The sequence below is a fragment of the Sphingomonas sp. P2_B6 genome, assembly GCF_056404755.1.
The window spans coordinates 1-12474 of sequence record NZ_JBFUDK010000002.1 but is presented as its reverse complement, the minus strand read 5'-3'; the positions used below and the strand labels follow the sequence as shown (position 1 = coordinate 12474).

The window sequence follows — 12474 nt, the reverse complement described above, 5'->3', positions numbered from 1 at the left end:
TCACCATCATTCCCCGCCCGTTACCGGGAAGGAATAGACACCCGACTACTTCGCCGCCGCCATCAGCTTCTCGAAAAACGCCAGCCGCGCGAGCGTCAGCGACCGCTCGCTCGCCTTGGGCGCAGCGCTGACCATCGCGATCACCAGCTTCGACTTGGGATCGATCGTGATCATCTGCCCGAAAATCCCCTGCGCGCCATATCGGCCGCCCGGATAAGTCCACCATTGATAGCCATAGCCGAACCCGCCCGGCGCCACCTCGGCGTGCGCCCTGGTGGCCTCGACGAACCAGCCCGGCGCGACCACGCCCTTGCCGCCCTCCAGCGCAAACTGCCCGAACCGCGCATAATCCCGCAGCGACACCGACAGGCAGCACCCGCTGACCTCCGCCCCGGTCTGGTCCTTCATCCAGAAGCCGTCGCGTTCCATGCCGGCGGGTTCCCAGATCTTCTCCTGGGCATAAGCGGCTAGCGTCTTGCCCGTCGCCCGGCGCACCAGCACGCCAATCAGGTTGGTCTCGCCGGTCTTGTAGACCCATTTGGTGCCCGGCGCGGTCTCGCGCGGCAGCTTGCGCATGAAATAGACCGTGGGATCGACGCCCGCCGGCACCGGCTCCAGGAACATGCGCGCCACGTCGGATTTGGGGTCGGTATAATCCTCGTTCCATTTGACGCCCGAGGTCATCGTCATCAGCTGCGCGACGGTTACCCCGTCATAGCCGCTGCCCGCCAGATCGGGGATGTAGCGCGTCACCGGATCGTCGAGCGATTTGATGAAGCCGTCCTTGATCGCCGCGCCGACCAGGGTCGAGGTGAAGGACTTGGCGACCGAGAAGCTTGTCCAGCGGCCTTCCGCGGAGAAGCCGCGCGCATAGCGTTCCAGCCGCACCTTTCCGTCCTGCAGCACGATCAGCCCCGCAACATTCATCGACGCGATGAAGGCATCCACATCCGCCGCCGCGATGGGCAGCGGCTTGCCCGCTGGCAGCTTGCGCGCCTTCGCAGGATCGGCCTTGATGACGTTGCCCGGGAAGATCTTCTCCATCGCCGGGAAGTTCGAATCGCGCTGCGCCTGCGACCAGAACAGCACTTCCGCGCCGACCTGACGCTGAGTCGCCTCGGCCGGCTGCGCCTGACCGAAGCCCTGCGCCGGAATCATCGCGGCGCCCGCCAGCGCGAGCGCACCCAACACCTGCCTCTTCATCTCATCCCACCTTTATGAGCGTGACCTGCGCGACATGTATCCCGCCGCCTCTGAATCCGCCCTCGCAATACATCAGATAATATCGCCACAGATCGACGAAATGGCGATCGAATTCGGCGGGCAGCCTTCCCGCCGCCACGGCAAGGTCGAACGCCTTACGCCAGCGCTTTAGCGTCTCGGCATAATGAAGGCCGAAATCATGCTGGTCGTGCCAGCTCAGGCCATTTGCTTCGGCAATCGCACGGAATCGGCTTTCCGACAGCAGCATGCCGCCCGGAAAAACGAAGCGCTGAATGAAATCGACATTCGCGGCATAAGCCTCGAAGATCGCGTCATCGATCGCGATATACTGGATCGCGGCGCGCCCGCCCGGCTTCAGCGCCCGCGCGACCGCCTGCAGATAGGCCGGCCAATATTCCTCACCGACCGCTTCGACCATCTCGATGCTCGCGACCGCGTCATACTGCCCCGCCACGTCGCGATAATCGGTCAGCGAGACGGTGACCCCGTCCAGCCCCGCCTCCGCCATGCGCGTTTCGACCGCGCGCTTCTGTTCGGCGGACAGGGTGACGCCATGCACCTTCACCCCCGCTCGCGCCGCGACCTCGGCGAAAGAGCCCCAGCCGCAGCCGATCTCCAGGATGGCATCACCGGGCTTTGTCGCGGTGCGATCGAGCACCGCGCGAAGCTTGGTCGCCTGCGCCTCCTCCAGCGATTGCGCCGCTGCAATCGGCTCCTCGAACAGCGCGCTCGAATAGGTCATGCCCGGGTCGAGCCACAGGCTGTAGAAGTCGTTGCCCAGATCGTAATGGAACTCGATGTTCCGCCGCGCCCCGCTGCGATGATTGCGGCGCAGCAGGTGCCAGAGCCGTCGCACTGCCCGCATCGGCCCGCGCGATCGCCCCGCCTCGCCCAGCGGGCGGCGGTTGCGCATGAACAGGTCGAACAAGGGCACCGGATCGGGGCTGCGCCATTCGCCGCGCGACCAGGCGACAAACCACCCGGCCGATCCACCCATCGCCAGCCGGATCAGCGCGCGCCAGCTCCTGATCTCGACGATCGCGACCGGCCCCTCGCCCCGCCCGCCAAGCACGCGATCAGTCCCGTCGGGCAGCGATGCCTCGATCGCGCCGGCCTCGAGGCCCCGGTCGATCCGGTCGAGCAGGCGGTGGAACATGCCGGCAAAAGGGGCCAGCAGCCGGTCGACGCGACCAGTCGCCGGTCTTGCGCGCGTGCCGAAGCGACGGCCCCTGTTCGGCGCTGGAACGTTCATCAGGCGGCTCTCATGCACCCGGAGCGAGTGCGGGAAAAGCGATTCGTCACCGCGCCCTTGCCGCCGCGGCCAGCGCCCGTTCCCGTGCCTCACGATGCCCGATGATCTTCGCCGGATAGGCCTCGGGACGACACCCTGCCGCATCCGGATCATGGATCGTCGCATCCGGGAGATGCGCGAGCTCCTGCACCCAGTGCCGGATATAGTCGGCCGCATCGAATTTCTCGGACTGAGTCAGCGGCGCCATGATCCGCACGAACATGTTCGAATCCACGCCCGTCCCGGCGGTCCATTGCCAGTTGACGCTGTTGTTGCCGTAATCGGCATCGACCAGCGTGTCCCAGAACCACGCCTCGCCTTCGCGCCAGTCGACCAACAGATGCTTGATCAGGAAACTCGCCGCGATCATCCGCACCCGGTTGTGCATCCAGCCGCTCGCCCAGAGCTGCCGCATGCCGGCATCGACGATCGGATAGCCGGTGCGACCCTGCTGCCAGGCGCGAAGATCGGCATCGGCTGCTTTGCCAGTACGCCACGCGAGCGAATCCAGCGCCGCGCGCCCATTCCTCGATCCATAATCCGGGAATTGCAGGATCACATTCTGCGCATAGTCCCGCCAGGCGACCTCCTTGAGGAAAGTCGTGGTATCGCCCCGCGCCTTTTCGACATGGTGCCAGACCGTCGCCGGCGAGATCTCCCCGAAATGCAGATGCGGCGACAGGCGCGAACTGCCTTCGTCCGACGGCAGGTTGCGGTCCACGTCATAGGCGGCGGCCTTGGGCAGGAAATCCTCCAGCCGCTCCGCCGCGCCCTGCTCGCCCGGCGTCCATTCGTCGCGAAAGCCGCCGGCCCAGTCGGGTTTCACCGGCAACAGCTTCCAATCTTCCAGCCGATCGCTCTCCGGCCATGTCCCGGGAACGGGGATGCTGTGCGGAACCCGCGCAGGAGCAGGCGGCGGCATATGCTCGCGCAAGGCGCGCCAGAACGGCGTGTAGATCTTGTAAGGCTGCCCCGCCCCGGTAGTGACCGACCCGGGCGGCGCGAGATAATTGCCGTCATGGCATATCAGATCGAGCGTCTTCGCCACCGCCCGCTCGGCATTGCGCCACCACGGCTCGTAATGGCGCAGGCAATGCACCCGCCCTGCCCCCGTCGCCTCCGCCAGCTTCGCCAGTTCGACCGCCGCATCGCCCCGCCGCAGGATCAGCCGCGACCCCTTGTCGCGCAAATGCCGGTCGAGCGCCTCGAGGCTGTGATGCAGCCACCATCGCGACGCAGCCCCCATGCGCCGATGCTTCGGCGTCTCGTCGTCGAGCACATAGACCGGGATCACCCGCCCCTCATCGACCGCCGCGATCAGCGCGGCCTGATCGGTCAGCCGCAGATCGCGACGGAACCAGAGGAGCGTCGGCGCGGTCAACGGCGGCGGCGGGTGGAAAAGCAGTACATGCCCCCGACATGCCCGCCGCCCGCCATACCCGCAAGCGCCGCAGGCGAACCGCTTCCCAACGCGGCCGATCCTGGTCTAGTCACGGACCACAGCAGCGGGAGTGGCTCCAGCACATGATAACCGACCTGCGCAGCCTGGTTGCGCCGCACCCGCTCGCCACGCTCACCGATGCGATGGTCGGCGAGCAGCGCCTTCACCTGCAAACGACTCACCAGGCCGATTTCGCGCGGCTGCTGCCATGGCCCGCCTTCAATGCCCTGATCACCTTCGATCGGCTCCAGCGCGGGCAGGTCCGCGCGATCCGCAACGGGCACGACGTGCCGCTCGGCATGTTCACCGCACGTGCGGGCCGGTTCGACAATCAGGAACTCGCCCCCGATTCGCTGCAATCCATGGCCGACATGGGTCTCAGCCTGGTGATCAACGACATCCACCGGTTGGTGCCCGGCATCGGCGCTATCGCCGCGATGGTCGAGCGCCATCTCCGCGCCCGCGTCGGCGTCAACGCCTATGTCAGCTTCCGCCGGGACAGCGCGTTCGGGGCGCATTGGGACGATCACGACGTGCTGGTACTGCAGGTCCATGGGCGGAAACGCTGGTTCGGCTACGGCCAGCGCGACGCCTATCCGATGAAGGGCGCCCCGGCGGTCACGAAGATCGGCGATACCGAGGAACCGGTCTGGAGCGAAATGCTCGAACCCGGTGATGTGCTCTACATCCCGCGCGGCGAATTCCACCGCGCCGAGATCGAGGACGGTCATTCACTCCATCTGACGATCGGCCTCGCCTTTCCCCGCGGCGACGATGTCGTGCGCTGGATCGGCCGGCGCTGCCTCGAGGACGCGCTCTTCCGCCGCGACGTCTCGACCCTGGCCGGCCCCGAAGCGCTGGCGACGCGGCAGGAAGACCTGCGCGCGGCGCTCCACCGCGCGGTGGACGATCTCGACCTGAACCGCTTCCTCGCGACGGCGGATCGCCAGCGCGAGTCGCTGAAGGTCCTCAACCTCGGCCTGTCCGATCCGCTCGACCCGGCCGTGGTGATCCGACCGACGCTACGCCGTCGCCTGCCCCTTCCCGAGGGCATGACCCAACTGCGCCACGGCCCGGCGACGACGACGCTGAGCCCCACCGAACGCATAGTCCTGGCCAATCTGCTCGACCGCGACGCCTCCACCCTCACTGGATTGATCGAGGCCCTGCCGGACCTGCCCGCGCACGATATCAGCGCCGCCGTGTCCGGCCTCGCGCGCAAGTCACTGGTGCTGCTATCCGACGAGCCCGCCTGACGCCGGGGATCAGTCGCCCTTCCCGGGCTCGGCCGAGAAATACTTCTCGAACTTGCCCGCCATGCCGTTGAACGCCTCGGCGTCGTCCGGCGTCTGGTTGAGCTTGCGCGACACCAAAGGCCACAACGCCGCATAAGTCTTGTTCAGCTCGATCCAGGCCGTCGCACCGCTTTCGATATCGGGCAGGATCGCGTCAGCGGGGCATTCCGGCAGGCAGAGATTGCAGTCGATGCACTCGTTCGGATCGATCACGAGCATGTTCTGCCCCTCGCGGAACGCTTCCACGGGACAGACCTGGACGCAGTCCATGAACTTGCACCGGATGCACGCATCCGTGACGACGAACGTCATTGCCGGCCTCCGCCCGCCTACATCGTGTGCGGCTGCTTCTCGACCTGCCAGGTCTGGCCTTGCGACAGGAGCTTTTGCAGGTTCGGCGTCTTGCCCGTGCTGGCCTGCGCGTTCTGCGCGACGACCGCGCTCTCGAAGGTCGGGGCCGGATCGTCGTAGAGTACGCCCAGCGCCATCGGGAATGCCCCGAACGGCATCTCGACCAGCATGTGCGCGACCGCGCGGTTGGTCTGGTCGTGCACGATCACATGCGCCGCTTCCCAGTCGCCGTCCACGACATCGACCACCTTCAACGTCAGCCGCTCGGTATCGAGCGCCAGCCCCTTGGTGCCGCCCTCGAACAGCAGGGGCTTGCCCTGCTCGACCCAGAGCTGCCCGGTCGCGGCGTTCTTCTTCTCGGTGAAGGGCGCGAACACATCGTCATTATAGACGATGCAGTTCTGGAAGATCTCGACGAACCCGGTGCCCTTATGGGCATAGGCAGCTTTCAGCACCGCCGGCAGGTTCTTGTTCACGTCGATCGCCCGCGCCACGAACCGCGCGCCGCTGCCGAGCACGAACGCGCACGGCGTCAGCGGCCGGTCGAGCGAGCCGAACGGCGTCGAAGGGCTGCGCGTGCCGACATGGCTGGTCGGCGAATACTGCCCCTTGGTCAGGCCGTAGATCTCGTTGTTGAACAGCAGCACCTGGCAATCGAGATTGCGGCGGATCAGGTGCATGGTGTGGTTGCCGCCAATCGACAGCGCATCGCCGTCGCCGGTGATGATCCACACGTCGAGCTCGGGATTGGCCAGCTTCACCCCCGTCGCCACCGCCGGCGCACGGCCATGGATGGTGTGGAAGCCATAGGTTTCCATATAATAAGGGAAGCGCGACGAGCAGCCGATGCCGCTGACGAACACGGTGTTCTCGGGCCGCGCGCCGATCTCCGGCATGGTCCGCTGCACCGCCTTCAGGATCGCATAATCGCCGCAACCCGGGCACCAGCGCACCTCCTGGTCGGTCTCCCAGTCCTTGGGGCTCGTTTTCGCGATTGGGGTCATGTCGTTCATGAGCGTGGTTCCGGATTGCGGTTGGCACCGATATGGATCGCGGCCGTATCGAGATCCTCGTCGCCCAGCGACGTTGGTAGTTGATGGGTATCCGCCGGCACTTCGCTGTGCGTCTGCCCGCCACCGAGCGCCTCGGCGATCGCCGCTTCGATCTCGGCGATCATGAAGGGCTGACCGGAAATCTTGTTGAGCGGCCTGGCGTCGACCAGATATTGGTCGCGCAGCACGGTCTTGAGCTGGCCGGTGTTCATCTCGGGTACGAGGATCTTCTCGTAACTCTTCAGAAGCGCACCGAGATTTGCCGGCATCGGCCAGATATGGCGGATATGGATATGGCTGACGTCGAGCCCGCGCGCACGGGCACGGCGCACCGCCTGATGGATCGGGCCATAGGTCGATCCCCAGCCGACGATCGCCAGCTTGCCGCTCTCCGTGCCCATCTCGACCTTCTGGTCGGGCACATCGATTCCGAGCACCTTGTCGCGACGAATGTCGGTCATCGCCTGGTGGTTGGCGGCGCCATAGTCGATATTGCCCGTGCCGATCTGCTTCTCGATGCCGCCGATGCGGTGGAGCAGGCCAGGCGTGCCCGGCTTCACCCAGGGCCGCGCCAGCTTCTCGTCACGCGCATAGGGCAGGAAACCACTCTCAGGCGCTTCCTCGAGATAGGTGACCGGGAACGGCGTGTAGCTGTCCATGTCCGGCACCAGCCACGGCTCGGCGGCATTGGCGATATAGCCGTCGGTCAGCAGCATCACCGGGGTCATGTACTGGACCGCGATGCGCACCGCCTCGATCGCGCAATCGAAAGCATCGGCCGGCGAGCGCGCGGCGATCACCGGCATCGGCGAATCGCCGTTGCGGCCATAGACGGCCTGATACAGGTCCGACTGCTCGGTCTTGGTCGGCAGGCCGGTGGAGGGCCCGCCACGCTGCGAGTTGACGATGACCAGCGGCAGCTCGGTCATGATCGCCAGCCCCATCGCCTCGCCCTTGAGCGCGATGCCCGGCCCCGACGAGGAGGTGACGCCCAGTTGCCCCGCATAGGAAGCACCGATCGCGCTGGCGATCGCGGCGATCTCGTCCTCCGCCTGGAAGGTCGTGATGCCGAATTCCTTCAGCCGCGACAGATGATGCAGGATCGCCGAGGCGGGCGTGATCGGATAGCCGCCGAAGAACATCTTCACGCCGGCCAGCTGCACGCCCGCGACCAGCCCGAGCGAGATCGACTCCGCGCCGGTGACCGTGCGGTACAAACCCGGCTCGGCCGGCGCCGCCGCGACATGATGCTGCTTCATCGGCCCGGCCAGTTCGGCCGTCTCACCGTAAGCATGGCCGGCGTTCAGCGCGGCGACATTGGCCTCGACCAGCGTCGGGTTCTTCGCGAACTTGGCCTTCAGCCAGTCGATCAGCGGCTGGCGGTCACGATCGAACATCCAGAGCGCGAGCCCCAGCGTCCACATGTTCTTGCAGCGCAGCGCTTCCTTGTTACCGAGGCCGAACGGCTTCACCGCGTCGAGCGTCAGCTGCGAGATGTTGAACGCCAGCACCTGCCATTTGGCCAGGCTGCCGTCATGCAGCGGGTTCACCGCATATTTCGCCTTGGCGAGGTTGCGCTCGCCGAACTCGCCCTCGTCGGCGATGATCAGGCCGCCCGGCTTGAGCGCATCGACATTGGTCTTCAACGCCGCCGGGTTCATCGCCACCAGCACGTCGGGCGCGTCGCCCGCGGTCTCGATCGCGGTCGACCCAAAATTGATCTGGAAAGCGGAGACGCCGAACAACGTGCCCTGCGGCGCCCGGATTTCCGCGGGGAAATCGGGGAAGGTCGCCAGGTCGTTGCCGGCCAGCGCGGTCGAGAGGGTGAATTGCCCGCCGGTGAGCTGCATGCCGTCACCGGAGTCTCCGGCGAAACGTACAACGATCGATTCTGCGGCGGGATGTGCGGACGCCTCGGCGGGCGTCAATTCGTGAACGGCGGATGCCATCAATATGTGTCCTGCGGATTTATCCGACGCCCTCTATGCCCGGAGCGTTGACTGGCCAACCTAGTTTGATCGGAGGCGCCTGCAAATGGTTCTTTTAAGCGAGTGTCCCGTGGCCGCCGGGCGCGAGCACTGATCCGAGCGCCAAAATCGCCGCGACATGGCGCCGCGCCACGGCATAAAGGTCTTCGTCATAGCCCCCGCCCACCGTGCTGGCGAGCGGAATGCCATGCTCCCGCGCCAGTCGCGCGACCAGTCGGTCGCGGGCGATCAGGCCCTGATCTGTAAGCGACAGGCGCCCGAGTCGATCGCCGCCAAAGGGGTCCACTCCGGCCTGATAAAGGATCAACCCCGGCCGCTGCTCGTCGATGAGCGGCGCGAGACTCGATTCCAGCGCGTCCAGATAGGCGGCGTCCCCGGTGCCGTCGGGCAATGCCACGTCGAGCGTGGAGCGCGCCTTGCGCACCGGGAAGTTGCGCTCGGCATGGATCGAATAGGTCGCGATACCCGTCCTGCCCGCGGTCAGTGCCGCAGTGCCGTCGCCCTGATGCACGTCGCCGTCGACGATCAGCACCCGCGCGACCGTGCCGTCCTCGACCAGCCGCACCGCCGCGATGGCGAGATCGTTGAGCACGCAATAGCCCGCCCCGGTGGTCGCCAGTGCGTGATGGCTCCCGCCCGCGCTGTTCGCCGCAAAACCGCGCTCCAGCGCGATCCGCGCCGCCAGCCAGGTGCCGCCCGCCACGATCTGCGACCGGAGCGCCACGGCTTCGGTCACCGGGAAACCGATCCGCCGCTCCTTCTCGCGCGGCACCCGCGCGCTCAGCACTTCCTCGACATAATCGGGGTCATGGACTGCCTCGATCCATCCCCGGGGCATCGGGTCGGGCTCGATCCACTCGATCCCCTCGCCTTCGTCGAGGAGCAGGTCGCGGATCGCGGCGTTCTTCGTCAGCCGTCCCACCTGCCGGCCGGCGGTGAGATAGGCGGGGTGATGGACGACGGGGATCATCGCCTCTAGGTAGTCGGCCGACACCCGCCGCGCCAATGCGGGATATGGGAGAACGCCGTGACCGAACCCTTTGTCCGCCCGGATGTTCGTGGATTTCTCGCCTATCTCAACAACCTGCCCGGTCCGAAGATGCATGAACTGGAGGCGCCGGCGGCGCGCGCGGTCTATGCCGCGATGAAGGATGTCGCCGATCTGCCGCTGGGCGATCTGGCCACCGTCACTGACCTGTCCATTCCCGGTCCGGCCGGCCCGATTCCCGCGCGCCTGTTCGATGCGAAGGCCAGCCGGGAGCCCGGTCCGGCACTGCTCTTCTATCATGGCGGCGGCTTCGTCATCGGCAATGTCGAGACTCATGCCAGCTTCTGTGCGGAGATCGCCCGGACCCTCGATATCCCGGTCATCTCGGTCGACTACCGCCTCGCCCCCGAAAATCCCTGGCCCGCCGCCCCGGATGATTGCGAAGCGGCGGCGCGCTGGGTCGCGGGCAACCCGGCCGACCTCGGCCGCAAGGTCACCTGCCTCGTCGTCGCCGGCGACAGCGCGGGCGGCAATCTGGCGATCGTCACCGCCATGGCGCTGCGCGACGCGCCCGCCGCCGTGCCGGTGATCGCGCAATTCCCGATCTATCCGGCCACCGACGCCTCGAAGGACTATCCTTCCTACGCCATTTTCGCCGAAGGCTTCCTGCTCACCCGGGACAGCATGGACTGGTTCCAGGCCTCTTATGATGCCGAAGCCACCCATATCCGCACCTCGCCATTGATCGGCGATCTCGCCGGCATGCCGCCCGCGGTGGTGATCACCGCCAGTCTCGACCCGATCGGCGACCAGGGACGCGCCTATGCCGGCGCGCTTGCGGTGGCGGGCGTGCCGGTGATCTTTCGCGAGGCGAAGGGGAACGTCCACGGCTTCGTCACCTTGCGCAAGGCCATCCCCTCTTCGGCCGGCGACGTCGCCGGCGCGCTGGCAGCCCTGAAGACGGTGATCGTCGAAGCCGAGGGCGACCGTGTCATGGCGCAGGCGGCGGGATGACCGACCCGGCTACCCTTCCCTATCGCCCTTGCGCCGGCGTGATGCTGATCAACCGCGCCGGGCAGGTGTTCGTGGGCCAGCGCATCGATGCGACGGTCGAGGCGTGGCAGATGCCGCAAGGCGGGATCGATGACGGCGAGGATGCCGAGACCGCCGCGATCCGCGAACTGGGCGAGGAAACCGGGGTTCAGCCCGACAAGGTCGAGCTGATCGCGGAGGCGCCGGAAGAACTCTATTACGACCTTCCGCCCGACCTGGTCGGCAAGGTCTGGAAAGGCAAATGGCGCGGCCAGCGCCAGCGCTGGTTCCTCTATCGTTTCCTCGGCGAGGACAGCGACGTCGACATCGCGACGGAACACCAGGAATTCCGCGCCTGGCGCTGGGTCGATCCGGCCGAGCTTCCCGAAATCATCGTGCCCTTCAAGAAGGCGCTCTACGAGAACGTTCTGTCGGCCTTCGCCGATCAGCTCGGTTGATCGTGAAAGCGGACGCGCGCTATTCGCGGACCATGCTGTGCCGTCCGCTCCTGCTCGCCATGCCGTTGCTGCTCGCCAATGCGGAGCCGGCGCAGATTCCGCAGCCCGTGAAGGCGATGCTCGACGCCGCGATGGCATCGGGCAGCGAAACCGAGGTCGCGACCGTCTCCAAATACGCCCGCGCCGCAGCCCCCGAATCGGCGGATGCCATCGCTGCCCTGGTGACGGACTGGGCGAAGGAGCGGGCCGCCAGCCGCGAAGCGACCTTGCGCGATGCGGGCCTGCTCGATCTATGGAGCGGCCGCGCCGAGCTTGGCGGCTATCTGACCACCGGCAACACTCAGGATGCCGGTGTGAGCGGCGCGATCGACCTGACGCGGGAATCCCTGCGCTGGCGTCATAAGCTGCATCTCGCCGCCGATTACAAACGCAGCGCCGGTGTGGTCAGCCGCGAACATTATCTCGCGGCCTATGAGCCGAACTTCAAATTCTCGCCGCGCGGATATGTCTACGGCGCCGCCCAATATGAGAGCGACCGTTTCCTTGGTTACACCAGCCGCTACTCGGCATCGCTCGGCGCCGGATACAGCGCGATCAAGCAGCCCGGCGTGACTCTCGACATGGAACTTGGCCCGGCTTATCGCGACACCTCCTACACGGATCGCACCCGCGAAAGCAGCCTGGCGGCCCGCGGATCGATCGATTTCGACTGGCGGCTGACGCGCGCGATTTCGATCAGCCAGGACGCCTCAGCCTATCTCCAGCATTACAACAGCACGGTGAGCAGCACGACGGCGCTCAATGCAAAACTCATCGGGCCGCTCGCCGGCAAGATTTCCTATGCCGTCCAGCATGAAAGCATGCCGCCGATCGGGCGGGTCGGCACCGACACGACAGGCCGCGCGTCAATCGTCTACAGCTTCTGATCGCCCGGCACACGCGCGCCCATGGTCCAGAAGGCGCCGTCGCTATCGATTCACATCTGCGCGCCGACATGGCAACGATGATTCAGGGCATGAACCTCCGTGTCCGCGCGAACCAGGGAATGCTTTTTCCATGACGCCAGTGGTGCCTGTTATGGTTTTCACCTGCCCTGTTTATCCGGTGGAATGACCCCCTAGACTGAGACATGAAATAAGAGAGAGCTCTCTGGATGGAGGGCAAGAATGTCGAAGGACCATCGACGACGGCACGACCGGGGGTTCAAGCTGTGGGTTTTGGGTCGGATTGAGTCGGGCGAGCGGGTGTCAGCCTTGTCGCTCGAGTTGGGGATCAGGGATAATCTGCTGTACCGGTGGCGCAATGCGGTGCGGGCGGGCGGGGAGCAGGCGCTGCGCGATCCGGGTCGTCCGGG

At 66.2% G+C, this 12474-nt stretch carries 12 protein-coding genes; 5 read left to right on the top strand and 7 right to left on the bottom strand.

All coding sequences use genetic code 11. The features are described from left to right. Positions 1 to 45: 45 nt before the first annotated feature. From AC1DX5_RS02595 to AC1DX5_RS02585, 3 genes are read right to left on the bottom strand one after another with little or no spacing between them, the layout of a single operon-like run. A complete protein-coding gene (locus tag AC1DX5_RS02595) occupies positions 46 to 1203 on the bottom strand; it encodes a serine hydrolase domain-containing protein (RefSeq protein WP_478014047.1) in 1158 nt (385 codons plus the stop codon). Position 1204: 1 nt separating this feature from the next. Further along, entirely contained in the window at positions 1205 to 2476 is a 1272-nt protein-coding gene (locus AC1DX5_RS02590) for a class I SAM-dependent methyltransferase (RefSeq protein ID WP_478014046.1), read from the bottom strand. Between the two features lie 46 nt (positions 2477 to 2522). Then, positions 2523 to 3896 carry a cryptochrome/photolyase family protein gene (locus AC1DX5_RS02585; protein ID WP_478014045.1) on the bottom strand — a complete coding sequence of 458 codons (1374 nt, stop codon included), beginning with the start codon at positions 3894 to 3896 and terminating at the stop codon, positions 2523 to 2525. A 143-nt stretch (positions 3897 to 4039) separates the two neighbouring features. Here AC1DX5_RS02585 and AC1DX5_RS02580 point away from each other — a divergent pair, with 143 nt between their 5' ends. After that, positions 4040 to 5212, top strand: a complete 1173-nt coding sequence (locus AC1DX5_RS02580) for a JmjC domain-containing protein (protein WP_478014044.1) — start codon at positions 4040 to 4042, stop codon at positions 5210 to 5212. 9 nt (positions 5213 to 5221) lie between these two features. Here the strand turns inward: AC1DX5_RS02580 and fdxA are convergent, their stop codons facing one another. The 4 genes from fdxA to AC1DX5_RS02560 form a co-directional block, all read right to left on the bottom strand. Next, positions 5222 to 5563 carry a ferredoxin FdxA gene (fdxA, locus tag AC1DX5_RS02575; protein WP_478014043.1) on the bottom strand — a complete coding sequence of 114 codons (342 nt, stop codon included), beginning with the start codon at positions 5561 to 5563 and terminating at the stop codon, positions 5222 to 5224. A 17-nt stretch (positions 5564 to 5580) separates the two neighbouring features. Beyond that, positions 5581 to 6615, bottom strand: a complete 1035-nt coding sequence (locus tag AC1DX5_RS02570; RefSeq protein WP_465173128.1) for a 2-oxoacid:ferredoxin oxidoreductase subunit beta — start codon at positions 6613 to 6615, stop codon at positions 5581 to 5583. After that, the gene (locus tag AC1DX5_RS02565; protein WP_465173127.1) at positions 6612 to 8603 is read right to left on the bottom strand and encodes a 2-oxoacid:acceptor oxidoreductase subunit alpha; all 1992 of its coding nucleotides are present in this window, start codon (positions 8601 to 8603) and stop codon (positions 6612 to 6614) included. Before AC1DX5_RS02565 ends, AC1DX5_RS02570 begins: the two co-directional genes overlap by 4 nt. A gap of 94 nt (positions 8604 to 8697) precedes the next feature. Further along, a complete protein-coding gene (locus AC1DX5_RS02560) occupies positions 8698 to 9612 on the bottom strand; it encodes a histone deacetylase family protein (RefSeq protein WP_478014341.1) in 915 nt (304 codons plus the stop codon). Between the two features lie 57 nt (positions 9613 to 9669). Here AC1DX5_RS02560 and AC1DX5_RS02555 point away from each other — a divergent pair, with 57 nt between their 5' ends. The 4 genes from AC1DX5_RS02555 to AC1DX5_RS02540 all read left to right on the top strand — a co-directional run. Next, a complete protein-coding gene (locus AC1DX5_RS02555; protein WP_478014042.1) occupies positions 9670 to 10644 on the top strand; it encodes an alpha/beta hydrolase in 975 nt (324 codons plus the stop codon). Beyond that, positions 10641 to 11120 carry an RNA pyrophosphohydrolase gene (locus AC1DX5_RS02550; protein ID WP_478014041.1) on the top strand — a complete coding sequence of 160 codons (480 nt, stop codon included), beginning with the start codon at positions 10641 to 10643 and terminating at the stop codon, positions 11118 to 11120. Before AC1DX5_RS02555 ends, AC1DX5_RS02550 begins: the two co-directional genes overlap by 4 nt. Before the next feature lie 2 nt (positions 11121 to 11122). After that, positions 11123 to 12046: a DUF481 domain-containing protein gene (locus AC1DX5_RS02545; protein ID WP_478014040.1), complete on the top strand. Its 924-nt coding sequence runs from the start codon at positions 11123 to 11125 to the stop codon at positions 12044 to 12046. 240 nt (positions 12047 to 12286) lie between these two features. Continuing rightward, positions 12287 to 12474, top strand: a 188-nt coding sequence (locus AC1DX5_RS02540; RefSeq protein WP_478014039.1) for a transposase, incomplete at its 3' end; no start/stop codon positions are given.

Excerpts from the sequence above, each read along its gene's own strand:
- AC1DX5_RS02590 (WP_478014046.1), bottom strand. The coding sequence starts at position 2,476 with ATGAACGTTCCAGCGCCGAACAGGGGCCGTCGCTTCGGCACGCGCGCA.
- AC1DX5_RS02570 (WP_465173128.1), bottom strand. The coding sequence starts at position 6,615 with ATGAACGACATGACCCCAATCGCGAAAACGAGCCCCAAGGACTGGGAG.
- AC1DX5_RS02565 (WP_465173127.1), bottom strand. The coding sequence starts at position 8,603 with ATGGCATCCGCCGTTCACGAATTGACGCCCGCCGAGGCGTCCGCACAT.
- AC1DX5_RS02580 (WP_478014044.1), top strand. The coding sequence starts at position 4,040 with ATGATAACCGACCTGCGCAGCCTGGTTGCGCCGCACCCGCTCGCCACG.
- AC1DX5_RS02595 (WP_478014047.1), bottom strand. The coding sequence starts at position 1,203 with ATGAAGAGGCAGGTGTTGGGTGCGCTCGCGCTGGCGGGCGCCGCGATG.
- fdxA (WP_478014043.1), bottom strand. The coding sequence starts at position 5,563 with ATGACGTTCGTCGTCACGGATGCGTGCATCCGGTGCAAGTTCATGGAC.
- AC1DX5_RS02560 (WP_478014341.1), bottom strand. The coding sequence starts at position 9,612 with ATGATCCCCGTCGTCCATCACCCCGCCTATCTCACCGCCGGCCGGCAG.
- AC1DX5_RS02550 (WP_478014041.1), top strand. The coding sequence starts at position 10,641 with ATGACCGACCCGGCTACCCTTCCCTATCGCCCTTGCGCCGGCGTGATG.